Below are 23,864 nucleotides of genomic sequence, written 5' to 3'. Positions count from 1 at the left end.
CAACGACCGGAGACAGTGTGGCGCCCGCCATGCCGCGATGCCGCTGGATCCGTCGTCCCTGCCATCCCCGCCGCCGGCTCCGGCGGCCCTCGCCACAGGAACAACATGTCGGATTCCAAGGACAAGCAACGCAGGCCGCTGCGCTCGGCGGCGTGGTTCGGCACCGCCGACAAGAATGGCTTCATGTACCGCAGCTGGATGAAGAACCAGGGCATCCCCGAGCACGCGTTCGACGGCCGCCCGGTGATCGGCATCTGCAATACGTGGTCGGAACTCACCCCCTGCAACGCGCATTTCCGCAAGCTGGCCGAGCACGTCAAGCGCGGCGTGTACGAGGCCGGTGGCTTCCCGGTGGAATTCCCGGTGTTTTCCAACGGCGAATCGAACCTGCGCCCGACCGCCATGCTGACCCGCAACCTGGCAGCGATGGACGTGGAAGAAGCGATCCGCGGCAACCCGATCGATGCGGTGGTGCTGCTGACCGGCTGCGACAAGACCACGCCGGCGCTGCTGATGGGCGCGGCCAGCTGCGACGTGCCGGCCATCGTCGTCACCGGCGGGCCCATGCTCAATGGCAAGCTCGACGGCAAGGACATCGGCTCGGGCACGGCGGTGTGGCAGCTGCATGAATCGCTGAAGGCGGGCGAGATCAACCTGCACCAGTTCCTGTCGGCCGAAGCCGGCATGTCGCGCTCGGCGGGCACCTGCAACACCATGGGCACCGCGTCGACCATGGCGTGCATGGCCGAGGCGCTGGGCACGTCGCTGCCGCACAACGCGGCGATCCCGGCGGTCGATTCGCGCCGCTACGTGCTGGCGCATATGTCCGGCATCCGCATCGTCGAGATGGCGCGCGAGGACCTGACGCTGTCGAAGATCCTGACGCGCCAGGCATTCGAGAATGCGATCCGTGTCAACGCGGCAATCGGCGGCTCGACCAACGCCGTGATCCACCTGAAGGCGATCGCCGGGCGCATCGGCGTGCCGCTGGAGCTGGAAGACTGGAGCCGCGTGGGCCGCGACACGCCGACCATCGTCGACCTGATGCCGTCGGGCCGCTTCCTGATGGAAGAGTTCTACTACGCCGGCGGCCTGCCCGCGGTGCTGCGCCGCATGGGCGAGGCCGGGCTGCTGCCGCATCCGGGCGCGCTGACCGTCAACGGCAAGGCGATCTGGGACAACGTCAGGGATGCGCCGATCACCAACGACGAAGTCATCCGCCCGCTCGACCAGCCGCTGATCCGCGACGGCAGCATCCGCATCCTGCGCGGCAACCTGTCGCCGCGCGGCGCGGTGCTCAAGCCGTCGGCGGCGACGCCGAAGCTGCTGCGCCACCGCGGCCGCGCGGTGGTGTTCGAGAACCTGGAGCACTACAAGGAGCGCATCGTCGACGAGTCGCTCGACGTCGACGAGAATTCCGTCCTCGTTCTCAAGCGCTGCGGCCCGCGGGGCTATCCCGGCATGGCCGAGGTCGGCAACATGGGCCTGCCGCCCAAGCTGCTGCGCCAGGGCATCAAGGACATGGTGCGCATTTCCGATGCGCGCATGAGCGGCACCGCCTACGGCACCGTGGTGCTGCACGTGGCGCCGGAAGCCGCCGCCGGCGGCCCGCTGGCGATCGTGCGCGATGGCGACTGGATCGAGCTGGACTGCGAGGCCGGGCGCCTGCACCTGGATATCGATCCCGCCGAGTTCGAGCGCCGCATGGCCGACGTGCAGCCGCTGCAGGCACCCGCCGATGGCGGCTATCGCAAGCTCTACGTCAACCATGTGCTGCAGGCGGACGAGGGCTGCGACCTCGACTTCCTGGTCGGCTGCCGCGGCCGCGAGGTGCCGCGCCACTCGCACTGATCCATCCGGATGCACTGAATGCGCGCAGCCCCTGCGGCGCGCGCGACCCCTTACAAGAACAGAGGAGACTAGCCATGCAAGGCACACAGACCGCGCCGCTGGAGCGCGCCGTCACAGGGCAGGAAAGCGGCGCACAGGCGCAGGAAGAGACCCGCATCGTCGGCATGCTGGTGCGCCGGCTGATCCCGTTCCTGGCGCTGATTTACGTGGTGGCGTATATCGACCGCTCGGTGGTCGGCTTTGCCAAGCTGCACATGAACGCGGCGCTCGGCATCAGCGACGCGGCCTATGGCCTGGGCGCGGGTTTGTTCTTCATCGGCTATTTCCTGTGCGAGGTGCCGAGCAACCTGGCGCTGGAGCGCTTCGGCGCGCGCCGCTGGTTTGCGCGCATCCTGCTGACCTGGGGCCTGATCACCATGGCGATGGCGTTCACGCAGGGCGCGCACAGCTTCTACGTGCTGCGTTTCCTGCTGGGCGCGGCCGAGGCCGGACTGTATCCGGGCATCCTGTACTTCCTGACCAAGTGGTTCCCGATGCGCCATCGCGCGCGCATCATCGGCCTGCTGGTGCTGGCCCAGCCGATCGCGCTGATCATCACCGGACCGATTGCCGGCCTGGTGCTGTCGACGCAGGGACTGCTCGGCATGTCCAACTGGCAGACGCTGTTCGTGCTGAGCGGCCTGCCCGCCGTGCTGCTGTGCCTGCCGACGCTGCGGATCCTGCCGGAGTCGCCTGCCAGTGCCAGATGGCTGGCACCGGCCGACCGCGCCTGGATCGAACGCGAACTCGCCGCCGACCAGGCCGCCTATGCGCTCAAGCCGCACGGCAATCCGCTGCAGGCGCTCAGGGACAAGCGCGTGCTGCTGCTGTCGCTGCTGTTCCTGCCGTTCCCGCTGAGCATCTACGGGCTGTCGCTGTGGCTGCCGACCATCATCAAGCAGTTCGGCGTGACCGATGCGACGACCGGCCTGCTGTCGGCGGTGCCCTACCTGTTCGCCGTGGTCGGCCTGTACCTGGTGCCGCGCCACTCGGACCGCAAGGGCGAGCGCTATGGCCACATCGTGGTGGTGTCGGGGATGGCCGCGATCACCATGGCGCTGAGTGCCTGGGTGCAGTCGCCGGTGCTGCAGTTCCTGTTTATCTGCCTGACCGCGTTCTCGATCTATTCGATCCAGGCGGTGGTGTGGGCGCTGCCCGGTGAATTCCTGACCGGTGCCAGCGCGGCGGTGGGCATTGCCACGATCAACTCGCTGGCCAACCTGGGCGGCTACTTCGGGCCGTATGGCATCGGCGTGATCAAGGATGCGACCGGCAGCCTGGCGGCAGGGCTGTACTTCCTGGCGGCGATGCTGGTGTTCGCGGTGGTGATGGCGTTCGTGGTGCGCGCCGCGCTGCGGCCCGCTGCGCGGGCCGGTGCAGCGCGGGCCGGTGCCTGATCGCTGGCGTCACGGCCGCCGTTTCTTCCACTCATAGTCGGGCGGCGGATCCGCCGCGCCGGCGCGGCCGACCGAGTTCGGGTTCTCCGAGCACAGCGTGACAAAGCTCACCGGCTCGCCCGCATGCTGGCGCTGGCGCAGCGCTTCGGCGAAGTGCAGCGCCTCGCGCATCGCGTCGCTCGGGAACGACTGCGCGTGCGGCGTAAGTCCGGTGCCGTGGGCCTCGGACCAGTAGACCATATACATAAGGCATTCCTCTCGATTGCGCCGGTCATCACGGGATGCTGCAACCTTCGTTCCCGGCCCCGGGCGGCAGGGGCACGACGGCAGGGTTCGCCGTGCACGCCGATTGCAATCCCTTCCCCGGCATTTTGCAAGCTCTGGCATGCCACAGGCACAATGGGCGCTTCTGGCACAGTTGCGCTTCAGGTGCCCCGCGCTTTGCCGCGAGGCACCTGAACCTGCTGTGCGGTTCCCGTCTCGTCCCGTCACCCATGCCTGACATTGCGCTGATTCCCGCCACCGCCGCCGATGCCGACCGGCTCGCCGCCATGCACACCGCCAGCTGGCAGCACACCTATCCCGGCATGCTGCCAGACGCATTCCTGCGCGAGCAGGCCTACCCGGAGCGGCTGGCCGCCTGGCGCGCGCGCATGCATGACGGCGCGGACGGCCCCGTGGAGGCCACGCTGGCGCTGGTCGATGGCGCGGCCGCCGGCTTCGCCTGCCTGCTGCCTGAGGCCGACCCCCAGTTCGGCATTTACCTGGACAACCTGCATGTCCTGCCGGCTTTCCATGGCCAGGGACTGGGCAAGCGGCTGCTGGCCCATTGCGCGCAGCGCGTGGCGCAGCGCTGGCCGGGGCAGCCGCTGTTCCTCTATGTGCTGGAGGCCAATACGCAGGCGCGTGAGTTCTACCAGCGACTGGGCGGCGAGGCATCGGAGCCGTTCGAGGACGATTTCCACGGGCCCGGGCTGCGCGTCATGGTGCGGCGCGTGACCTGGCCCGACGTGGCGGCGCTGGCCAGGCGGCTGGCGTGACGCAGGATGGCGGATGCGGCAAGCGTTGCCGTCCCGCTTTCCTCTGGCCTACCATCGCCGACATGCCAACCGGAGACGACCCGCCATGATCCCATCGACCGCAAGCCTGCCGCAGCCCGCCCGTTCGCGCCTGGCCCAGGCCCTGGCCGCCGCAGCCACCATTGCGGTGCTGGCCGGCTGCGCCGGCACGCCGGCAGCCCCGCCTGCCGCGGGCAAGCCTGCCGATGCCGCGGCGGCCGCGCCGCACTGGCAGCGTGTGCACCTTGGCGTCGGCGCCGGCTATGACTTCCCGGTCTATGCCAACCACCGGCTCGACGGCGACCTGTCGCGCATCCGCGAGGTCGTGTTTGTCCAGCATGGCCTGCAACGCAACGGCGACGACTACTACGCCGCCGGCGCCGAGTTGCTGAAGGCCAGCGGCCGCAAGCCGGACGAAGTGCTGCTGCTCGCGCCGAATTTCCCCGGCACGCCCGACCAGAAGAAGGGCTTTACCGGCATGCCGCACTGGTCGGTGCAGGGCTGGATCAGCGGCGAGGATGCGGTCGACGGCGCCGCTCGCGTCAGTTCGCTGCAGGTGCTGGACGACTTGCTCGCCTTTGTCACCGACAAGGCGCGGCTGCCGCAGGTCGGCAAGGTGACGGTGGCCGGCCATTCCGGCGGCGCGCAGATCGTGCACCGCTACGCGGTGCTGAACAATGTCGATGAGCGCATCCGCGCGGGCGGCATCGACCTGCGCTACGTCGTGGCCAATCCTTCGTCCTATCTCTATTTCACGCCGGTACGCCCGGCTGGCGCGGATGGCAAGTCGTTCGCGCCGTATGACAAGGCCATCTGCCCCGACTACGACAAATACCGCTACGGCGTGCAGGACATGGTGCCGTACGCGAAGGGGGCTGACGGCATGGCGCTCTACAAGCGCTACGCCGGGCGCCAGGTGACCTATCTTGCCGGCACCGAGGACAACGATCCCAACCACCGCGTGCTCGACAAAGCCTGCGGCGCCGAGGCCGAAGGCCCCACGCGGCTGCAGCGTGCGCGTGGTTACCTGCGCTACGAGCGCTACCTGGCCAGCCCCGGGCTGGCCATCCGCCACCAGGCATATGAAGTGGTGGGCGTGGGGCACGACCAGGCGCGCATGTTCGGCTCGCAGTGCGGCGCGCTCGCGGTGTTCGGCATGGCGGAAGCCGCCAATGCCGGCGGCGCGGCCTGCCGTGCGCCACAGCTCTGAGGCGGGCGCGCCGGACACCGTCACGGCAAGAAAAAACCCGCGGCAACCGCGGGTTCAAGTCCGTGCCCGCAGGATCGGGCTTGGAGGAGACAACCACAGGAAGAACCTGGGCGGCGACGGGTCAGGTCAGGCTGTATTTGACGACCTGTTCCTCGACGCCGACAAAACGTACAAGCTGGCGTAAGCCGCTGGCGTATTCCTTGATGTGGTGCCCGTCAGGCGTATCGGGCAGCCGGTAGTAGATCGGGGCCTTGTCGCGCAGCGGCTGCAGCAAGCCGAGCGGGCGTTCGCCGGCGTCGGCTTCCCAGGCGACGTCGCGCTCTTCGGCAAGCATGGTTTTTCCGGTCATGGACATACTCCAGATTCGGTGCATGGTGCGGCCGGGGACGGATTTTTCTTGCTCGCACAGGGTTTCAATGTATGGAATGTATGGCAGGCGGCGCAAAAATGCCATTCAGCATTATTTAATTCTGTTTGCCGAGAAATTTCGAAACTGCCAAATTTGCTGAATATATGGCGGGGCCTGCAGAAATTGCAGGAAGGCGGCGATGCTTGCATCACGCCTTGCCGACTGCGTGGGGCATTGCGCTAACATAGCGCCAGTTTTGCGGCGCGTGACGCACCGGCACGACCGGCGCTCCCGCCGCATGGCAATCCGAAACCATCAACCGCCCCCCGACGGGCCATTGCCCAGACGCATGTCGACCCAGCACGCCTTGTTGATTTCCCTGCTCGAGAAGCCGTCGTCCGGCTATGATCTGGCGCGCCGCTTCGACCGCTCCATCGGCTACTTCTGGCATGCCACCCACCAGCAGATCTACCGCGAGCTGGGGCGCATGGCCGATAGCGGCTGGATCGCCGCCGACGAGAACGAGGCGGCGGAAAGCGAGGGCGGGGCCGCCGATCGCAAGAACCGCAAGAAGGTCTACCGGGTGCTGCCGGCCGGGCGCGACGAACTGGTGCGCTGGGTGCTGGCGCCCGGCGCCGGACTGGACCAGCGCGAGGAAATCCTGGTCAAGCTGCGCGCCGATGCCGCGATCGGGCCGCTTGGCCTGGGCGATGAAATGCGCCGGCTGATCGCGTTGCACCAGGCACGGCTCGAAACCTACCTGGCGATCGAGCGCAAGGATTTCTCCGCGCCCGACATGGACCGTGGGCAGCAACTGCGCTATGCGCTGCTGCGCCGTGGCATCCGCTTCGAGCAGGACTGGGTCGCCTGGGGCGAAGACCTGCTGCCGCTGCTGGAGCGGCCGGCGGCGTAGCGCGCCGCGCTCCAAAGCAAAACGCCGGCCTTGGCGACTGCCAGGCCGGCGTTTTTTGTTGCACTCTGTCAGGCTCAGGCCACGTCAACCGCGCGCGCACTGGCCTGGCTGGCTTCGCCCAGCCCCAGGCGGCGACGCGCCAGCGCATACTCCTCGGCAAAGCGCCGCACCAGCTCGGCCGCCGGCACCACGCGCTTGATCGCGCCCACGCCCTGGCCGGCGCCCCAGATATCTTTCCACGCCTTCACGCTGGTCGAGCCGAAGTTCATCTTGGACGGGTCGGACTGCGGCAGCGCCGCCGGGTCCAGGCCCGCGCGCTCGATGCTGCCGCGCAGGTAGTTGCCGTGCACGCCGGTAAAGAGGTTGGAGTAGACGATATCGCCGGCGCTGCTGTCGACGATCATCTGCTTGTAGCCTTCCTGTGCGTTGGCTTCCTGCGTGGCGATGAAGGCCGAGCCGATGTAGGCCAGGTCGGCGCCAGCGGCCTGCGCGGCCAGGATCGCGTCTCCGCTGGAGATCGCACCCGACAGCAGCAGCGGGCCGTCGAACCATTCACGGATCTCGTGCAGCAGCGCGAACGGCGACAGTGTGCCGGCATGGCCGCCGGCGCCGGCAGCCACCGCCACCAGCCCGTCGGCGCCTTTCTCGATGGCCTTGCGCGCGAACGTGTTGTTGATCACGTCGTGCAGCACGATGCCGCCGTACGAATGCACCGCGTCGTTGACTTCCTTGCGCGCGCCCAGCGAGGTGATCACGACCGGCACCTTGTAGCGCACGCACAGTTCCAGGTCATGGTCGAGGCGGTCGTTGGACTTGTGCACGATCTGGTTGACCGCAAACGGCGCCGCCGGGCGGTCCGGATGCCTGTCGTTGTGCTCGGCCAGCTCGGTGGTGATGCGGTCCAGCCATTCTTCCAGCTTGGGCGCCGGGCGTGCGTTCAGCGCCGGGAACGAGCCCACCACGCCGGCCTTGCACTGGGCAATCACCAGGTCGGGGTTGGAAATGATGAACAGCGGCGAGCAGACCACCGGCAGCGACAGCCGGTTCTGCAGCGAGGCGGGGAGGGCCATGGGTGAAGTCTCCTGGGTAGTACGGTGAGGCAAAGAATCTGGCAGGCGCGGGCGGCGGACTGGCCGCTTACGCGGCGCCGGTCAGCACGTCCTTCTGGCTGGCGAGGCGCGCGCCCATGGCGGCGGCCAGCGCCTCCAGGCCCGAGCGCGGACGCACCATCACTTCGAATTCGGCAATATGGCCGGCGTCATTGAAGCGGATCATGTCGATGCCCTTGAGCGCCTTGCCATCGACCGTGGCACTGAACTCGAGCACCACGCTGTGGCCGTCCTCGCTGACAAAGCTGCGGTGGTAGCGGAAATCGCGGAATACCTGGTTCACCGTGGTCAGTACCAGCGCGATCGCCGCGCGGCCGGGGTAGGCCGTATGCGCGACCGGCGAGCGGAACACGACGTCGTCGGCGACGATGGCGTCGAGCCCGGCCATCGAATTGGTGGCAATCAACTGGTGCCAGGTGTCGAGCGAGGCCTGCGCCGCGGGAATCAGCTGGGTGGTGGTCACTACGGTCTCCTTGGACGGTCGCGGTTGCGCCGGCTATGTCTTGTTCTCGTTTGTGTTCACGTCTTATGCAACCAGTTGCATAGTGAGATGAAAGGTAGCACGCGTTGCGGCGCTGCGCAAGCCGGTATCGGGCTGGCATGAGCGCGTGCCGCGCCGAGGGCACCCTCGTAGTGACGGGTTGACTACAATAGGCGGCATCGCCCGGCGGAATCCCACCCGCGCGCCCGCAAGCCACCGGCAGGAGAAGTCAGTGACCACTAAGTCGACCACCAAGTCGACCGCCAAGTCGACCGCCAAGCCGACCGCCAAGCCGACCGCGCACCAACCCGGCCAGGCCGCGCTGTTCGATGCCGATCTCGCCGCCTGGCGCGCCCATCCCGAGCGCGCCTTCGACGGCTGGCTGGCGCGGCACGGCTTTCGCCACGGCACCAGCGTGGTGTACCGCGCCATGTGGGGCAAGCTGCTGCGCTGGTCGGCGGAGCGCGGCCTGCCGCCGCTGAGCTGGTCGGCGGAGCAGCTCGGCGAATTCCTGGATGCCCAGCAATTGCACAAGTTGCACCGCTACCGCTATGCGCGGCTGATCGAACGGGTGTTCCACCATCTCGCCCAGTTGCGCGAGGGCATGCACAACCCCGGCAGCCAGGCGGTGCGCGCCCATCTCGCCGAGGGCGAAAACGATCCCACTGCCTTCCTGCTGCCGGGCGAGTGCGATCTGCTGGTGGCCCGCATCCTTGGTCCGGCAGGGCTGCCACCGACGGCGGACGAGTGCCGCGCGGCCTCGCCGACCCAATGGAAGCGCGCGCGCGATGCCGCCTTGCTGGCGGTCTTGCTGGGTGGCGGGCTGAAGGTGGGCGAAGCCCGCGCATTGCGCCTGGAGGCCATCGACGATGGCGCGCCGGGCCGAATGGCGCTGCGCATGGTGCGTCCCGACAATGGCCGCGCCTATACCGCGCCGCTGTTCGCGCTGGCCCATGCGCCGCTGCGGGCCTGGCTGGCGCTGCGCGAGGCGTCGGGCACGCTTGGCAGCCTGGTGTTCCCGGCCATGCCGGCGGGCCGGCCGATGCACGCGGCTTCGGTCTACCGGCGCGTGGAAATCCTGCTCGACGAGGCCGGCGTGCTCGCCGGCCGCCATGAGCGGGCCTCGCCGCAGACCTTGCGCAATACCTGCGCCGCCATGCATTTCGAGGCCGGCACGGCGCCGGCCGAGGTGGCGCAATGCCTGGGCATGCGCGACCTGGAATCGGGCTGGCGCCTGCGCGGCGCTTACGAGGCCTGGCAGGCGCGGGCAGGACTGGTCGCCGGGGCCAGCGACAAGCCGTCTTAAGTCCTGCGCCGCCATAGTCCCGGCTGCGCATGCCAGCCGACCGGGGCGGTCTCGCGCATCGTGGATAATAGGCGACACTACCGCCAGCGCGGCTCGGATGTGGTGCCTGAGGCGTTTGCCGGGCCCGCCAGGCAAGCGCTTGCGGCCTCACGGCCCTGAATCGAAATCCGACGCTTATTTCCCATGCCCGAAACTCTGCTTCTTACCGGTGCCACCGGCTATATCGCCTCGCATACCTGGGTCGCGCTGCTCAATGCCGGCTACCACGTGATTGGACTGGATAATCTGTGCAACAGCAGCCCGGTGGTGATCGAGCGGCTGGCCACCATTACCGGCAAGACCCCGCATTTTGTCGAGGGCGACGTGCGCGACCGTGCCTTGCTGGACCGGCTTTTTGCCGAACACCGCATCAGCGGGGTGATTCATTTTGCCGCGCTCAAGGCGGTGGGAGAATCGGTGAGCCAGCCGCTGGAGTATTACAGCAACAACCTCGACGGCCTGCTGACGGTCTGCGCCGCCATGGGGGCGGCCGGGGTGAAACAACTGGTGTTCAGCTCCTCGGCGACGGTTTATGGCAATCCCCATGCGGTGCCGATCCTGGAGGATTTCCCGCTGTCCTCGACCAATCCCTACGGCCAGACCAAGCTCATGGGCGAGCAAATCCTGCGCGATCTTGAAAAATCGGATCCGGCATGGCGCATTGCCTACCTGCGTTATTTCAATCCGGTCGGCGCGCATGAAAGCGGCCTGATCGGCGAGGATCCGCGCGGGATCCCGAATAACCTGATGCCATATGTGGCACAGGTGGCCGGCGGGCGCCGCGAGAAACTGATGGTATTCGGCGGCGACTACCCCACGCCGGACGGAACTGGCGTGCGCGACTATATCCACGTGTGCGACCTTGCCGACGGCCATTTGGCGGCGCTGGTCTACCTGCGCGACCAGGGACGTGGCCTGACCGTGAACCTGGGCACCGGCCGCGGCTACAGCGTGCTGGAGGTGGTCGATGCCTACCAGCGGGCCAGCGGCCAGCCGGTGCCATATGAGATCGTGGCGCGCCGCCCGGGCGATATTGCTTCTTGCTATGCCGATCCCGCGCTGGCCAACCAGCTGCTGGGCTGGCGCGCGCAATATGGTATCGAGCGCATGTGCCAGGACTCGTGGCGCTGGCAGTCAATGAACCCGCGCGGGTTCGACGCCTGAGCCTGAAAACAAAAACGCCACGGCATGCAACCGTGGCGTTTTGCCATAGACCGGGTCGCGCTTCAGCGGATCAGGAAGTCCTCGACCGTCTTGCCCTGGGCCAGGGCCTGGGTCAGCCAGCCCGGGCGCTTGCCGCGGCCGGTCCAGGTATTGCCGGCACTGTCGCGATAGCGCACCGGCACCTTGCGGTTGACTACCTTCTTGCCTGCCTGCGCTTTCGTGCCAAAACCCAGGTCTTCAGCGGTCAGGCCATATTGCTCGATTTTCTCGCGAATATCCGAGATCACCGAAGCTTGTTCACGCGCCTTGATTTCCTCAGCTTGCTTCTGCAGTTCACTGATTTTCTGAACGATTTCCTGATAAGTCGCCATTGCGTCCTCGGTTTCCGGTGGGGTGATATGCGTGGGTGTCGATACTGCGGGGGTGTCGCGCAGTTGCGCTGTAGGTGTGCTGAAATGCTGAAAAGAATTATAACGGCGTAACGGGCGGCTGCAAATGCCGGGCTGCTATTCAGGCATGGTTTTTACGAAAATTCTTGCTGCCGATATTGCAGTGAACTTTCGTGAACCATTCCGGTCGCCCCTCCGATTTGCGCCGATGCCCACGGCGTAACGCCGCTACACTCCGCCGCCTGCACATAGCATCTGCACATAGCACCTGCACACAGCGCTTGCACATAAATGGTGTCGCCGACCTCGACGCGCGCCAACCGGGGCCGGCCGGCATGCGCCGACGCGCGTGGAAATCAAATGGCCATAATCGCCGGCGCTTCGGTGAATAAAGCGTTTGCTTACATGCCATGGCACGCGGCGTGCCGTATATCCGACATTCCGGTTAATTGCCGCCCATTTGCCGGCGCGGCCGCGCGTGGCTGCTCAAGGTCCGGATGGGCCACGCCGTTATCCGGGCAGGGCGGATCAAGGGGGTGACAGATCCTGCCGTAACGAGGCCAGGGGTGTGCCTCGCGGATTGCTTACGTTTTCCTTTCAACAATGTCTTTGCACAACAATATCCAGATCAAGACCCTGTTACGGGGCGCCATGGGAATGCTGTCGGTGTTGCTGTTGCTGGTCGGCGGTGCCGGGCTGCACGGTATTTCCTCCAGCAATGACTCGCTCAAGGATACGTATGCCAACCAGCTGGCTTCGACCATCGCGCTGAGCGACGCCATGCTGGCCACCACCCGCATGCGCCTGGCGCTGGACCGCAGCGTGATGCTGGGCGAGCCGGACGATCCCAAGGTCAACGTGGACCGCTCCAAGGTGTTCGTCGATGCTTCCGAAGCGGCCTGGAAACGCTACAACAGCCTGCCGCAGAACGACCAGGAAAAGGCGCTGGCCGCCGAACTCGGCCGCCTGCGCCAGGCGTTCTTCGAGCAGGGCGTCTTGCCGCTGCAGCAGGCGACGCTGGCCGGCAACCAGGACGAGGCGGTGCGCCTGGCCAGGAAGGTACTGCCCGACCTGCAACGCAGCATGTCCACCGCGCATGAAGCGCTGCAGAAATTCCAGATGAGCGCCGGCCAGGCCAATTTCGACGCCGCGCAGGCCAGCTTCGACAACACTCGCACGCTGTCGGTTGCGCTGATCGTGCTGGGCCTGGTGGTGGCGGTGCTATGCACGGTGACGTTGAACCGCGCCATCGTCACGCCGGTGCAGGAAGCGCTGGCCGTGTTCGAGCGCATCGCGCGCGGCGACCTGACCTCGCGCATCACCAGCATCTCGAAGAACGAGATCGGCCGCATGATGCAGGCGCTGGCCGCGATGCAGGCCAGCCTGTCGGGCATCGTGGCCGAAGTGCGTACCGGCGCCGACTCGATGGCGTCGGCCACGCAGCAGATTTCCACCGGCAACCAGGACCTGTCGCAGCGGACCGAGGAGCAGGCCTCCTCGCTCGAGCAGACCGCCGCCAGCATGGAAGAGCTGACCACGGTGGTGCGCCAGAACGCGGACAATGCCCGCCAGGCCGGCGTGCTGGCCAGCGAAGCCTCGCAGATTGCGCTCAAGGGCGGCGACGTGGTCGGCCGCGTGGTCGACACCATGAACGAGATCAACGGCGCGTCGCGCAAGGTGGTCGAGATCATCAGCGTGATCGAGGGCATTGCCTTCCAGACCAATATCCTGGCGCTGAACGCCGCGGTGGAAGCCGCGCGTGCCGGCGAGCAGGGCCGCGGCTTTGCCGTGGTGGCGGGCGAGGTGCGCAGCCTGGCGCAGCGCTCGGCCTCGGCGGCCAAGGAGATCGAGGCGCTGATCGGCGAGTCTGGCGAGCGCGTGGAGAGCGGCACCCGGCTGGTGGCGGAAGCCGGCCAGACCATGGGCGAGATCGTGCAGGCGGTGCGCCGCGTGACGGACATCATGAACGAGATCGGCGCGGCTTCGCTGGAGCAGACCACCGGCATCGAGCAGGTCAACCAGGCCGTCACGCAGATGGACGAGGTCACGCAGCAGAACGCCGCGCTGGTGGAAGAGGCCGCGGCCGCGGCCGGGGCGCTGGAAGAGCAGGCGCAGAAGTTGAAAAACGTGGTTTCGGTCTTTACCCTCGCCGGCGGTGCCGTGGCTTCGGCACAGCGTCCCGCACCGGTGCGCTCCGCGCCGGCCGCCGCGCCGGCCGCTGCACCGGCCACGCCGCGCGTTGCCGTGGCCCGTGCGGCCGACGCCTCCCGTCCGGTGGCGCGCCCCGCGGCGGTCGCTGCCGGCAGCGAGGATGACTGGAGTGCGTTCTAAACAGGTGTCCCCGGCAGGGGACCCCCGTATTGTGTTGTTCACACGGCGACCGCAAGATGCCATGATGCGAGGTTTGTCCCGCGTCGGGTCCGTCTTCGCGCATTTTCTTTATCACCGCGCAGCCCAATGATTGCCCTGAGTACCGTCCTGTTGCTGCTCGCCGCCCTGCTGGGCGTGGCCGCCGCCCTTGGCGTCCGCGCCGGGCGTGCGGACGAGGGCGCCGGAAGCCGGTCGCTGCGCACGCTGACCTGGTCGGCGGCGCTGTTATCGCAGTTGGCCGTGAGCCTGCCCGTGGTCGTGGTGGTGCTGTCGGGCAGCGTGCCGGCGGCCAATGACTCCGCCCAGATGGCAGCCAGCTTCGCCGCCGCCGCGGCCGCCACCACCGCCGCCAAGCTGCTGCTGCAGTGGCTGCGCCAGGGCGCGCGCCTGTGGCGCGGCGCGGCGTTGCTGGCGGTGGTCGCCGGCGCCGGCATGGTGGCCGCGGCCGGCACCCACCTGGGCCGGGCCTGCGGCGCCGGCGCGCCCTCGGCACGCGCCTGCATCGACGCGGCCGGGCTGCCGCACCCGGCCTGGCTCGCAGGCGGGCTGACCGCGCTGTGCGCGCTGATGTTCGTGCTGCACCGGGCGCAGTCGCGCGGCTGGCTGCCGGTGTCGCGCACCGAGGCCAGCCTTGCCGAAGACCTGGCCGACGACGGCACCACGAGCCTGCCGCGCGGTGCCGAACCGCGCCTGGTGCGGCGCGGCGCGCGCATTCCCGGCCGGCTCACGGTGCGCGCCACCGCGCGCGGGCAGGGCACGGTGGGCGAGTACAGCGTTGCCACCGTGATGCCCGACCGCGTCGCGTTCGGCCGCTGGCTGGACCAGGCCATCGCCCAGGCGCGGCTCGCCGATACCGCCTGCGCCGTGCTGCTGATCCATATTGCCGACTACCGCGAGGTCGACGAAGTCTTCGAGATCCGCGCCGACGATATCCTGGCGCAGGACGCCGGCGCGCTCGCGCAGGCCGTGCTGGAGCCGCACGATTTCCTTGCCCGGCTGGCGCGCGACGAGTTCGCCGTCGGCGTGCCCGAGCTGGTGCACCACGGCCGCGCGCAGGAGCTGGGCTCGCGCATGCTGGGCTCGCTGGCCGAGTTCATCGCCGCGCGCGGGCTGCAGATGCAGATCGGCGTCAATATCGGCATTGCCATCTACCCGCGTGACGCGCAGACCTCCGAGGCGCTGATGCAGGCCGCGCGCGTGAGCCTGGCCGAGGCGCGCGAAAGTGGCTCGAACCAGGTGCGCCTGTTCAACAGCGCCGCCGGCGAGCGCGCCCGCCGCACCCGCGTGATCCGCCGCGACCTGTGGCTGGCGATCGAGGACGATGCGCTGTCGCTGCAGTTCCAGCCCAAGTACGACGCCCGCCGCGGCACGCTGGTGGGCGCCGAGGCGCTGTGCCGCTGGCGCCATCCCGCGCTGGGCCAGGTCAGCCCGGCCGAGTTCATCGCCGTGGCCGAGCAGTCCGGCCAGATCGACAAGCTCGACGACTGGGTGCTGACCAGCGTCTGCCGCCAGCTGCGCCAGTGGCAGGACGCCGGCCTGCCGACCGTGCCGGTGGCGATCAACGTGTCAGGGCTGCGCTTTGCCAGCCGCAATTTCCCGCAGTACCTGCTCGAGCAGATCCACCAGCACGACATCCCGCCGTCGGCGATCACGCTGGAGATTACCGAGACCGCGGCCATGAAGGACATCGGCAAGTCGCTGGAGACGCTGGCCGAGCTGCAGTCGCTCGGGATCCAGGTGGCGCTGGACGACTTCGGCAGCGGCTATTCGAGCCTGGGCTACCTCAAGCGCCTGCGCGTGGGCACGCTCAAGATCGACCGCACGCTGATCGGCGGCCTCGACACCGATGCGCAAGGGCGCGCCATCGTCGGCTCCATGGTCGCGCTGGCGCACGAGCTGCGCATGAAGGTGGTGGCTGAAGGCGTCGAGTCGGCCTCGCAGCTGGAAATCCTCAACGAGATGGGCTGCGACGAGGTGCAGGGCTTCCTGCTGTCGCTGCCGCTCGATGCGGCGGGGTTTGCCGACGCGTTGCGCGGCCAGCAGCAGGCCTGAGCGCCGCGCCGCACGCAGGAACACCAAGCCGAAAAAACGCCAGAAACGCTAAAGCGTCGCGCCTGCCATGCCGATATCCACGCTGGCAGGGCGCACGCGCTTGCAGCGCGGCCCTGCACCGGCCCGTCCGTCGCCGGCCGCGCCACCCGGCGCCAAGCACCTGCTTCAGCATTCGGCGGATCAACCGAGCCTTGCCAACGGAGGCGCCAATGTCATTGCCCAGCATCCTCGTCGTCGATGATTCTCCCTCGCTACGCCGCATGATCGGCGCATGCCTGCGCGCCGGCGGGTTCGACGTCACCGAGGCCGCCGACGGCGAGCAGGCGCACGCGCTGGCCGATGCCGCTGCGGCGGACGATGCCGCCTTCGGCATGCTGGTCACCGACCAGGTCATGCCCGGCATGGACGGCCTGACCCTGATCCGCCGACTGCGCGCCAGCGCGCGCTACGCCGCCATCCCGATCCTGATGCTGACCACCGAGCATGACAGCAGCATCCGCGAGCAGGCCCGCGCCGCCGGCGCCTCGGGCTTCCTGCCCAAGCCCTTCGATCCCGATGCGCTGATGCAGGCCGTGGCGGCGCTGCTCGCGCCCACCCACCCCTCGTCGGAAGGGTAAGGAAGGCGCCGCGTCGCCCTTCAGTCACCCCGTTTGCTGCCGTAAACACTGGTGGGCGAAATCACGCCCCGGCGCCATGCGCCAGGAAACCGGCATGACCAGATTGGGGGGCTGACGATGAAGCATATCGGCAAGGCAAGCGGCGCGGCAGGCGTGAACGAAGGCGCGGGCGAGGAATTCCTGGCCTTCACGCTGGGCCGCGAAGAGTACGGCATCGATATCCTGAAGGTCCAGGAAATCCGCGGCTATGAGTCGGTCACCCAGCTTGCCAATGCGCCCGACTACATCAAGGGCGTGATCAACCTGCGCGGCATCATCGTGCCGATCGTCGACCTGCGCATCAAGTTCCGCCAGCCGGACGTGACCTATGACCAGTACACCGTGGTCATCATCGTCGACCTCAACGAGCGCACCACCGGCATCGTCGTCGACGGCGTTTCCGACGTGCTGACGCTGACACCCGCACAGATCAAGCCCACGCCGCATTTTTCCGGCGAGCTGGCCACCGACTACATCCGCGGCCTCGGCTCGGTCGAGCAGCGCATGCTGATCCTGGTCGATATCGAGAAGCTGCTCAATATCGAAGAACTGGCCGCGCTCGACGCCGTGGCCTGATTCCTGCCACACCTGCCTGTTTGCCCCCGCCGTCCGGCCGGCGTACCGCGCCTGCCGGATCGTATTGCCCGGAATTGCGCCATGCCTGGCAGCCATGGTTTCTTCGGGTCAAGCAGTATCGATGTCATCCATGCGAAACAACCAACCCGTTACGCAGCGCGAATACCAGCTCTCAGCCTCGGACTACCTGATCTCGCGCACGGACCTCAAGGGCCGTATTACCTTCGCCAACCGCACCTTTATCGAGGCCAGCGGCTATGCGCCGGAAGAACTGATGGGCGCGCCGCACAACCTGGTGCGCCACCCCGACATGCCGCCCGAGGCATTCGCCGACCTGTGGCAGAACCTGGAAGCCGGCCGCACCTGGATGGGCGTGGTCAAGAACCGCCGCAAGAACGGCGACTTCTACTGGGTCAATGCCACCGTCACGCCGACGCGCGTCGACGGGCGCGTGGTCGGCTATACCTCGGTGCGTTCGATGGCCTCGCGCGAGCAGATCGAAGGCGCCGGCGCGCTGTATGCGCGCTTTCGCGCAGGGCGCGCCGCGGGGCTGGCGATCCGTAACGGCGCCGTGGTGCGCACCGGGCTGGCTGGCCTGGCGCAGCGCGCGCTGCGCATGAACCTGAAACGCCGCATCCTGTGGGCGCAGGCGGGCGGGCTGGTGTGGTTCCTGGCCGCGCTGGCGGCGGTCGAGATCCTGGACCCGGCGGGCGCCGCGACGCTGCGCCCGTGGCTGTGGGGCGGCTTCGCGCTGGCGCTGGCGACCTCGTTCGCGGCCGGCACCATGCTGCTGGCGCGCGTGCACCGGCCGGTGGGCGACATGCTGGACTTTGCGCTGCGCCTGGGTGCGGGCGACCTGACCACGCGCTACGAACATCGCAGCGACGACGAGATCGGCGCGCTGGCGCAGGCGATGCAGACCATGCAGCGCAGCCTGCTGTCGGTGGTGCATGAAATCCAGGAAGGCATGGCCAGCATTTCCACTGCGACGCACCAGGTGGCGGCTGGCAACAACGACCTGTCGCAACGCACCGAGCAGCAGGCCGCGTCGCTGGAGCAGACCGCGTCCAGCATGGAGGAACTGACCAGCACCGTGCGCCAGAACGCCGACAACGCGCGCCAGGCCAGCGGGCTGGCAGCCAATGCGTCGGAGACCGCGCTGCGTGGCGGCGAAGTGGTGGGCCGCGTGGTGATGACCATGGACGAGATCAACGATGCGTCAAAGAAGATCGTCGACATCATCGGCGTGATCGAAGGCATTGCCTTCCAGACCAACATCCTGGCGCTGAACGCGGCGGTGGAAGCCGCGCGTGCCGGCGAGCAGGGCCGCGGCTTTGCCGTGGTGGCGGGCGAGGTGCGCAGCCTGGCGCAGCGCAGCGCCAACGCGGCCAAGGAGATCAAGGGCCTGATCGGCGATACCGTCGAGCGCGTCGACAACGGCTCGGCACTGGTGGGCCAGGCTGGCAAGACCATGGACGAGATCGTGCAGGCGGTGAAGTCCGTCACCGACATCATGGGCGAGATCACAGCGGCGTCGGCCGAGCAGAGCGCCGGCATCGAGCAGGTCAACCGGGCGGTGGCGCAGATGGACGAAGGCACGCAGCAGAACGCAGCGCTGGTGGAACAGGCGGCAGCGGCGGCAGGCTCGCTGGAAGAGCAGGCACTGCGGCTGCGCGATGCCGTCGCCACCTTCCGCGTCAGCATGCAGGCCGAAGTGCGCCCGCAACGCCTGCCGGCCGCGCAGCGCGAAGCGGCGGCCCGCTCCAGGGCACAGGCTTAGTACGAAGCTATCAGTAACAAGGGGGAGTTGCTATGCAGTGGTTCAATCAATTGCGCGTCACGACCAGGCTGGTTGCCGGATTCCTGGTCGTCGCGGTGATCGGCGCCGTCATGGGGCTGTTGGGCGTCATCAACATGGGGCGCATGGCGGAGTGGACCGGCAAGATCTATCACGGCGACCTGCAGGCGCTCAAGGCCGTGCAGGACGCCAACATCAACCTGGTCTACGCCAGCCGTGCGCAGATCGGCCTGCTGTCGGCGTCGACCATGGGCGAGCGCGCCACCGAGAAGGAGCAGATCGCCAGGTCGCTGGGCGTGATGGACGAACGCATCCGGCAGGTCGCCAAGGCCTTCGAGCAGCCTGAAGGCAAGGCGCTGGTCAAGCAATACCACGAGCTGTCGCCCGCGTTCCGCGCACGCATGGAAAAGTACGTCGAGCTGGTCAGCAAGCAGCCGCTGGATACCTCGCAGTTCGAGAGCCAGGTGTTCTCCGAGAGCGCCGACCTGCTCAAGGACAGCCATGCGCTGGAAGAAGTGATGGCGAAGATGGTGAAGCGCCGCGATGACCGTGCCCGCAGCAACAATGAAGAGGCGCGCAGCGTCTATGACGCCACGCGGGTGTGGATGCTGGCGCTGGTGCTGGGCGGGGTTGCGTTGTCGGTGCTGCTGGGCGTGTTCCTGGCGCGCGGGCTGTCGCGCCAGCTCGGCGGCGAACCGGGCTATGCGGCCGAGATCGCGAAGCGCATCGCCGATGGCGACTTCTCCGCCCCGGTGGCCACGCGCGCCGGCGACAAGAGCAGCCTGGTCTATGCCATGCAGCAGATGCAGCAGCAGCTGTCGCACATGGTCCGCGACTTCAAGGAGTCGGCGGAATCGATCGGCACGGCCTCGCGTGAAATTGCCGCGGGCAACAACGACCTGTCGCAGCGCACCGAGCAGCAGGCCGCGTCGCTGGAAGAGACCGCGTCCAGCATGGAGGAACTGACCAGCACCGTGCGCCAGAACGCCGACAATGCGCGCCAGGCCAGCGGGCTGGCGGCCAATGCGTCGGAGACCGCGCTGCGCGGCGGCGAAGTGGTGGGCCGCGTGGTGCAGACCATGGACGAGATCAACGATGCGTCCAAGAAGATCGTCGACATCATCGGCGTGATCGAGGGCATTGCCTTCCAGACCAACATCCTGGCGCTGAACGCCGCGGTGGAAGCCGCGCGCGCCGGCGAGCAGGGCCGCGGCTTTGCGGTGGTGGCGGGCGAGGTGCGCAGCCTGGCGCAGCGCAGCGCCAACGCGGCCAAGGAGATCAAGGGCCTGATCGGCGATACCGTCGAGCGCGTCGACAACGGCTCGGCGCTGGTGGGCCAGGCTGGCAAGACCATGGACGAGATCGTGCAGGCGGTGAAGCGCGTGACTGACATCATGGGCGAGATCAGCGCGGCCTCGGCCGAGCAGAGCTCGGGTATCGAGCAAGTCAACCTGGCCGTGGCGCAGATGGACGAGGTGACGCAGCAGAACGCGGCACTGGTCGAGCAGGCCGCGGCCGCCGCTGGTGCGCTGGAAGAGCAGGCCGGCCGACTGCAGGGCGCGGTGGCAATGTTCAGGCTGGCGGCGGAGGACGCGCACGCATCGTTCTCGCTGCCGGCGACCGCTTCGGCTTCCGCCGCAGTTTCGGGCAAGGCAGCGGGCAAGGCGGCGGGCAAGGCGCGCACGCTGGCTCCCCGCAAGCGCGCGGCCCCGGCCGTTCCGGGTGTAGCAATGGCAGCGGCAGCGGCATCCGCCGAAGCCGGCGCGCCGCAAGCCGCCGAGGCCGCCCAGGCAGCGCCATCGGTCACCGCCGCACGCACGCCGCGCCCCGCGCTGGCAGGTGCCGACAACGGCGACTGGAGCGCGTTCTGATCCACCGGCGCTTTCTACCGGAACCACGGGCCGCGGCGCGGCCCGTGATGGCAATGCTATGACGAACGAGATCACCCTGGCCCTGCCGCCTGACGATGCGTACAGGCTGCGCAAGGAATTCGACCAGTTCATCGGTGTCTCGACCGGGCTGGACCGCGAGTTCCTGCCACCCGAGTTCAACGACTTCCTGCGTGCCAGGCTGCTGCAACATGATGGCCCGCTGACCGAGCGCGCCGTGAACCGGTTGTTGTCCGGCGGCGAGTACGGCTGGGCCCGGCGCGTGTTCGACAAGCAGCTGCCCAACGCGCTGGCGGCGCTGATGCGCGATGCGCGGCGCTTCGGCTTCGGCCTGGCGGTGCAGCCGGACTGGACGGGCGAGCAGCGGCTTGCGCATGCGCGCGAATGGGCCGCGAAGGTACTGACCGAATGCGGGGCCGACGCCGCCTTCACTGAAGCGCTGGCGACCCAGGTCGCGGCCTCGGCCGAAGACGTGCGCTTGCTGGAGGAGCGCATGCGCACGCCGGCATGGCGGCTGGCGGAAAGCCTGCGCCAGCGCGCGTATGACCTGATGTACGCGCTGCAGACTGAAGACAACGAGACCGCGGGCCGCGCGCGCGTGGGCGAGTTGCGCGGCATGCTGGGCCTGGCGCTCGAGTATGGCTCGGTGCAGCCGGAAGAAGCCGCGCGCGTGCTGGAGCAGGTGGAACGCTCGCGTCCCTCGCTCTTCCGCGACGAGCCCGACGATGTCTTTGCGCGGCTGGCGGCGTGGCTGCGGCGAATGTTCAGCGGATGAGCGGCGGATGAGCGGCGGATGAGTGGCAGGTGATCGCCAGGTAGAGGCGCGCGTCCTCAAGCGCGCGCAATTCGGACATGCCGTTTTCGGACAGGGCAGGGGAATGCCATGCGCGCGCACCACTACGCGCGCACTTCGTCAATAGAGGAATCCATCAGGCACCCAAGCGACGGTCTCGCGCGTTTGGCTGCTATGACGATTGCGTTACAGCGTTGATCGAAATCAAAGCTACACGCCTGTGAAATGTTACAAAATGCGCCAAGCCATGTATGTTTCGTACGACATTTGCATCCCCCCCGCGTAAGTAGGGATTGGCATTGCGGGCGGATTGCCGATATAAACGTACCAGTCTCACTTACACTCTGTAACACTTGTAACGGGGCTGATAACAGTGTGACACGGGCGCAGTTCCTTTAAGTCGTACGTTGTACCCGCCCAGCCGCAAACAAACGATCTGGTCGCCGGAGCCCTCGGGCCTGGTAAGCGCCGGACAAGCGGCAACGGTGGGTTTTTGGTAGCGGGGAAAAATTGGAAAGCAGTGAAGTTCTCCAGGAGATCAGGGAGGTTAACCTCGCCTATCTGCTGCTCGCGCAACGACTCGTGCGCGAAAACCAGGTCGAAGCCATGTTCCGGCTCGGGGTCAGCAAGGAAATCGCGGATATCCTTGGCAAGCTGACTTCGGCGCAACTCGTCAAGCTCGCGGCATCCAACATGGTGCTGTGCAGGTTCCGCTTCGACGATCATGCGCTTCTGTCCACACTCACCCACACGGCCAAGAGCCATGACATGCAGCAGATCCACGCCGCGATCCTGCTTGCTCGTCAGCCTGTGGAGTCAATCAATTGACCGCGCTGCTGAAGGCCGAGCCGAACCGGAGTTTCACGGCCACCTCCGCAGCCGTCCCACGCAAGAGCGTTCTCCAGGATGCCAACCAGACCCAGCTCGCCATCGAGCTGATCGGCCTGGGTGCGCGCCTGCAGGTGCTTGAAGCCGAGACCACGCTGTCGCGCGACCGGCTCATCCGCCTGTACAAGGAACTGCGCGGGGTCTCGCCTCCCAAGGGCATGCTGCCCTTCTCGACGGACTGGTTCACCACCTGGCTGCCGAATATCCACTCGTCGCTGTTCTTCTCTGCCCATCAGTTCATGGTGCAGGAAGGCGAGACCGTGGGCATCCGCGCCGTGGTGGCTGCCTATCGCCTGTACCTCGAACACGTTTCGCTTCTCGGCGGTGAAATTGTCTTAAGTTTCACGCGTGCCTGGACGTTAGTACGGTTCTTCGAGAGCAATATGCTGCAGCTGTCCAGCTGCACGTGTTGCGGCGGACAGTTCGTCACGCACGCCTATGAGCCGCACGCGAACTTCGTGTGCAGCCTGTGCCGTCCGCCCTCGCGCGCAGGGAAAGTGAAGAAGCTCTCGAAAGACGCCGCCGCCGTGCAGACCAACGCCTGATCCTGGTTTAGGTCCGCCGGCCGGCAAGCTTGCAGCGCTGGCGGACGGACCACTCCCCGTTCGCCCGTGCGCGGGCCATTGTGCGTGATTGACGCGCGTTTTTTGACGGGGATCCCATCGTGCTAGTAGTTCTTGGCTATGTCGTCGTGGTTGTCGCGGTGCTTGGCGGTTACGCCATGACCGGCGGCCACATGGGCGCGCTATATCAACCGGCGGAATTCGTGATCATCGGGGGCGCTGCCTTCGGTGCCTTCATCGCCACCAACACCACCAAGGCCATCAAGGCCACCGCCCGCGCCCTGCCAGGGCTGTTCAAGGGCTCCAAGTACAAGAAGGAACTGTACCTGGACGTCATGTCGCTGCTGTACGTGCTGCTGTCCAAGGCACGGCGCGAGGGCATCCTGTTCCTGGAAAAGGAAATCGCGGATCCCGCCTCCAGCAGCGTCTTCAGCCAGTACCCGCGCATCCTGTCGGATCCGGTGGTGATGGAATTCCTCACCGACTACCTGCGCATGATGGTCAACGGCAACATGAACGCCTTCGAGATCGAGGCCCTGATGGACCACGAGATCGAGACCTTCCGCCATGAGGCCGAGATTCCCGCCCATGCGCTGTCGCGCGTCGGCGATGCGCTGCCCGCGTTTGGCATCGTCGCCGCGGTGATGGGCGTGGTGCATGCGCTGGCTTCGGCCGACCTGCCGCCGGCCGAGCTCGGCGCGCTGATCGCGCACGCCATGGTCGGCACCTTCCTCGGCATCCTGCTGGCCTACGGCTTTATCTCGCCGCTGGCCGCGCGCATCGAGCTGCAGGTGTCCGAGAACGTCAAGGTCTACGAGTGCATCAAGGTGGTGCTGCTCGCCTCCCTGAACGGCTATGCGCCGCTGGTCGCGGTGGAATTCGGCCGCAAGGTGCTGTACTCCACGGTGCGGCCGTCGTTCCTCGAGCTCGACGACCACGTGCGCGAAGTCAAGAGCCTGAACTGAGCGCGGCAA

At 67.4% G+C, this 23,864-nt stretch carries 22 protein-coding genes; 17 read left to right on the top strand and 5 right to left on the bottom strand.

Going from position 1 to position 23,864, the window contains the following annotated elements; translation table 11 throughout:
• Window positions 1-105 precede the first annotated feature (105 nt).
• The gene (locus LPA45_RS25250) at window positions 106-1,851 is read left to right on the top strand and encodes an IlvD/Edd family dehydratase (protein WP_317921800.1); all 1,746 of its coding nucleotides are present in this window, start codon (window positions 106-108) and stop codon (window positions 1,849-1,851) included.
• A gap of 74 nt (window positions 1,852-1,925) precedes the next feature.
• The gene (locus tag LPA45_RS25245) at window positions 1,926-3,287 is read left to right on the top strand and encodes an MFS transporter (RefSeq protein ID WP_317921798.1); all 1,362 of its coding nucleotides are present in this window, start codon (window positions 1,926-1,928) and stop codon (window positions 3,285-3,287) included.
• Between the two features lie 9 nt (window positions 3,288-3,296).
• Here the strand turns inward: LPA45_RS25245 and LPA45_RS25240 are convergent, their stop codons facing one another.
• Complete coding sequence (locus tag LPA45_RS25240; protein WP_116318889.1) at window positions 3,297-3,533, bottom strand: hypothetical protein; 237 nt, start codon at window positions 3,531-3,533, stop codon at window positions 3,297-3,299.
• Between the two features lie 248 nt (window positions 3,534-3,781).
• On the opposite strand from LPA45_RS25240, the gene LPA45_RS25235 reads away from it, so the two are divergent.
• Together LPA45_RS25235 and LPA45_RS25230 are read left to right on the top strand one after the other, a co-directional pair.
• The gene (locus LPA45_RS25235) at window positions 3,782-4,327 is read left to right on the top strand and encodes a GNAT family N-acetyltransferase (RefSeq protein WP_116318888.1); all 546 of its coding nucleotides are present in this window, start codon (window positions 3,782-3,784) and stop codon (window positions 4,325-4,327) included.
• 85 nt (window positions 4,328-4,412) lie between these two features.
• Entirely contained in the window at window positions 4,413-5,555 is a 1,143-nt protein-coding gene (locus LPA45_RS25230; RefSeq protein ID WP_116318887.1) for a hypothetical protein, read from the top strand.
• A 121-nt stretch (window positions 5,556-5,676) separates the two neighbouring features.
• Here LPA45_RS25230 and LPA45_RS25225 read toward each other — a convergent pair whose 3' ends face one another.
• The gene (locus LPA45_RS25225; protein ID WP_116318886.1) at window positions 5,677-5,904 is read right to left on the bottom strand and encodes a hypothetical protein; all 228 of its coding nucleotides are present in this window, start codon (window positions 5,902-5,904) and stop codon (window positions 5,677-5,679) included.
• Between the two features lie 349 nt (window positions 5,905-6,253).
• Between LPA45_RS25225 and LPA45_RS25220 the strand changes: the two genes are divergently transcribed.
• Complete coding sequence (locus LPA45_RS25220; protein ID WP_116318885.1) at window positions 6,254-6,817, top strand: PadR family transcriptional regulator; 564 nt, start codon at window positions 6,254-6,256, stop codon at window positions 6,815-6,817.
• Window positions 6,818-6,891: 74 nt separating this feature from the next.
• On the opposite strand, the gene LPA45_RS25215 is transcribed toward LPA45_RS25220, so the two are convergent.
• Together LPA45_RS25215 and LPA45_RS25210 are read right to left on the bottom strand one after the other, a co-directional pair.
• Window positions 6,892-7,887: a nitronate monooxygenase family protein gene (locus LPA45_RS25215; protein ID WP_116318884.1), complete on the bottom strand. Its 996-nt coding sequence runs from the start codon at window positions 7,885-7,887 to the stop codon at window positions 6,892-6,894.
• A 67-nt stretch (window positions 7,888-7,954) separates the two neighbouring features.
• Window positions 7,955-8,389: a nuclear transport factor 2 family protein gene (locus LPA45_RS25210; protein WP_116318883.1), complete on the bottom strand. Its 435-nt coding sequence runs from the start codon at window positions 8,387-8,389 to the stop codon at window positions 7,955-7,957.
• Between the two features lie 340 nt (window positions 8,390-8,729).
• On the opposite strand from LPA45_RS25210, the gene LPA45_RS25205 reads away from it, so the two are divergent.
• Window positions 8,730-9,713, top strand: coding sequence for a tyrosine-type recombinase/integrase (locus tag LPA45_RS25205; RefSeq protein WP_116318961.1), 984 nt, complete (start codon window positions 8,730-8,732; stop codon window positions 9,711-9,713).
• Window positions 9,714-9,896: 183 nt separating this feature from the next.
• The gene (galE, locus tag LPA45_RS25200; protein WP_317921793.1) at window positions 9,897-10,916 is read left to right on the top strand and encodes a UDP-glucose 4-epimerase GalE; all 1,020 of its coding nucleotides are present in this window, start codon (window positions 9,897-9,899) and stop codon (window positions 10,914-10,916) included.
• 62 nt (window positions 10,917-10,978) lie between these two features.
• On the opposite strand, the gene LPA45_RS25195 is transcribed toward galE, so the two are convergent.
• Entirely contained in the window at window positions 10,979-11,287 is a 309-nt protein-coding gene (locus LPA45_RS25195; protein ID WP_116318881.1) for an H-NS family nucleoid-associated regulatory protein, read from the bottom strand.
• Window positions 11,288-11,908: 621 nt separating this feature from the next.
• Here LPA45_RS25195 and LPA45_RS25190 point away from each other — a divergent pair.
• The 10 genes from LPA45_RS25190 to motA all read left to right on the top strand — a co-directional run bounded on the left by LPA45_RS25190 (window position 11,909) and on the right by motA (window position 23,855).
• Window positions 11,909-13,636, top strand: a complete 1,728-nt coding sequence (locus LPA45_RS25190; RefSeq protein ID WP_317921790.1) for a methyl-accepting chemotaxis protein — start codon at window positions 11,909-11,911, stop codon at window positions 13,634-13,636.
• 126 nt (window positions 13,637-13,762) lie between these two features.
• Window positions 13,763-15,727, top strand: coding sequence for a bifunctional diguanylate cyclase/phosphodiesterase (locus LPA45_RS25185; RefSeq protein WP_116318879.1), 1,965 nt, complete (start codon window positions 13,763-13,765; stop codon window positions 15,725-15,727).
• Between the two features lie 209 nt (window positions 15,728-15,936).
• On the top strand, window positions 15,937-16,344 hold the full coding sequence (locus LPA45_RS25180; RefSeq protein WP_116318878.1) for a response regulator: 408 nt from the start codon (window positions 15,937-15,939) through the stop codon (window positions 16,342-16,344).
• Between the two features lie 117 nt (window positions 16,345-16,461).
• Window positions 16,462-16,959 carry a chemotaxis protein CheW gene (locus tag LPA45_RS25175; protein ID WP_116318877.1) on the top strand — a complete coding sequence of 166 codons (498 nt, stop codon included), beginning with the start codon at window positions 16,462-16,464 and terminating at the stop codon, window positions 16,957-16,959.
• A 130-nt stretch (window positions 16,960-17,089) separates the two neighbouring features.
• Window positions 17,090-18,739, top strand: coding sequence for a methyl-accepting chemotaxis protein (locus tag LPA45_RS25170; RefSeq protein WP_317921836.1), 1,650 nt, complete (start codon window positions 17,090-17,092; stop codon window positions 18,737-18,739).
• 32 nt (window positions 18,740-18,771) lie between these two features.
• Complete coding sequence (locus tag LPA45_RS25165) at window positions 18,772-20,628, top strand: methyl-accepting chemotaxis protein (protein ID WP_116318876.1); 1,857 nt, start codon at window positions 18,772-18,774, stop codon at window positions 20,626-20,628.
• Between the two features lie 58 nt (window positions 20,629-20,686).
• Window positions 20,687-21,421 carry a DUF4088 domain-containing protein gene (locus LPA45_RS25160; RefSeq protein WP_317921786.1) on the top strand — a complete coding sequence of 245 codons (735 nt, stop codon included), beginning with the start codon at window positions 20,687-20,689 and terminating at the stop codon, window positions 21,419-21,421.
• A 528-nt stretch (window positions 21,422-21,949) separates the two neighbouring features.
• Entirely contained in the window at window positions 21,950-22,267 is a 318-nt protein-coding gene (gene flhD / locus LPA45_RS25155) for a flagellar transcriptional regulator FlhD (protein ID WP_317921784.1), read from the top strand.
• The gene (gene flhC, locus LPA45_RS25150) at window positions 22,264-22,872 is read left to right on the top strand and encodes a flagellar transcriptional regulator FlhC (protein ID WP_116318874.1); all 609 of its coding nucleotides are present in this window, start codon (window positions 22,264-22,266) and stop codon (window positions 22,870-22,872) included. The genes flhD and flhC overlap by 4 nt, the downstream gene beginning before the upstream one ends.
• Before the next feature lie 119 nt (window positions 22,873-22,991).
• Window positions 22,992-23,855: a flagellar motor stator protein MotA gene (motA, locus tag LPA45_RS25145; protein ID WP_029049989.1), complete on the top strand. Its 864-nt coding sequence runs from the start codon at window positions 22,992-22,994 to the stop codon at window positions 23,853-23,855.
• Window positions 23,856-23,864 lie beyond the last annotated feature (9 nt).

The sequence above is a fragment of the Cupriavidus sp. Agwp_2 genome, assembly GCF_040784895.1.
In the GTDB taxonomy this organism is placed as follows: Bacteria; Pseudomonadota; Gammaproteobacteria; order Burkholderiales; family Burkholderiaceae; genus Cupriavidus.
The sequence above is the reverse complement of the archived record's forward strand: the minus strand, read 5'-3'. Positions and strand labels throughout refer to the sequence as shown.

Coding starts and splice junctions, on each gene's coding strand:
- LPA45_RS25250 (WP_317921800.1), top strand. CDS start 106: ATGTCGGATTCCAAGGACAAGCAACGCAGGCCGCTGCGCTCGGCGGCG.
- LPA45_RS25245 (WP_317921798.1), top strand. CDS start 1,926: ATGCAAGGCACACAGACCGCGCCGCTGGAGCGCGCCGTCACAGGGCAG.
- LPA45_RS25240 (WP_116318889.1), bottom strand. CDS start 3,533: ATGTATATGGTCTACTGGTCCGAGGCCCACGGCACCGGACTTACGCCG.
- LPA45_RS25235 (WP_116318888.1), top strand. CDS start 3,782: ATGCCTGACATTGCGCTGATTCCCGCCACCGCCGCCGATGCCGACCGG.
- LPA45_RS25230 (WP_116318887.1), top strand. CDS start 4,413: ATGATCCCATCGACCGCAAGCCTGCCGCAGCCCGCCCGTTCGCGCCTG.
- LPA45_RS25225 (WP_116318886.1), bottom strand. CDS start 5,904: ATGACCGGAAAAACCATGCTTGCCGAAGAGCGCGACGTCGCCTGGGAA.
- LPA45_RS25220 (WP_116318885.1), top strand. CDS start 6,254: ATGTCGACCCAGCACGCCTTGTTGATTTCCCTGCTCGAGAAGCCGTCG.
- LPA45_RS25215 (WP_116318884.1), bottom strand. CDS start 7,887: ATGGCCCTCCCCGCCTCGCTGCAGAACCGGCTGTCGCTGCCGGTGGTC.
- galE (WP_317921793.1), top strand. CDS start 9,897: ATGCCCGAAACTCTGCTTCTTACCGGTGCCACCGGCTATATCGCCTCG.
- LPA45_RS25195 (WP_116318881.1), bottom strand. CDS start 11,287: ATGGCGACTTATCAGGAAATCGTTCAGAAAATCAGTGAACTGCAGAAG.
- LPA45_RS25190 (WP_317921790.1), top strand. CDS start 11,909: ATGTCTTTGCACAACAATATCCAGATCAAGACCCTGTTACGGGGCGCC.
- LPA45_RS25185 (WP_116318879.1), top strand. CDS start 13,763: ATGATTGCCCTGAGTACCGTCCTGTTGCTGCTCGCCGCCCTGCTGGGC.
- LPA45_RS25180 (WP_116318878.1), top strand. CDS start 15,937: ATGTCATTGCCCAGCATCCTCGTCGTCGATGATTCTCCCTCGCTACGC.
- LPA45_RS25175 (WP_116318877.1), top strand. CDS start 16,462: ATGAAGCATATCGGCAAGGCAAGCGGCGCGGCAGGCGTGAACGAAGGC.
- LPA45_RS25170 (WP_317921836.1), top strand. CDS start 17,090: ATGCGAAACAACCAACCCGTTACGCAGCGCGAATACCAGCTCTCAGCC.
- LPA45_RS25165 (WP_116318876.1), top strand. CDS start 18,772: ATGCAGTGGTTCAATCAATTGCGCGTCACGACCAGGCTGGTTGCCGGA.
- LPA45_RS25160 (WP_317921786.1), top strand. CDS start 20,687: ATGACGAACGAGATCACCCTGGCCCTGCCGCCTGACGATGCGTACAGG.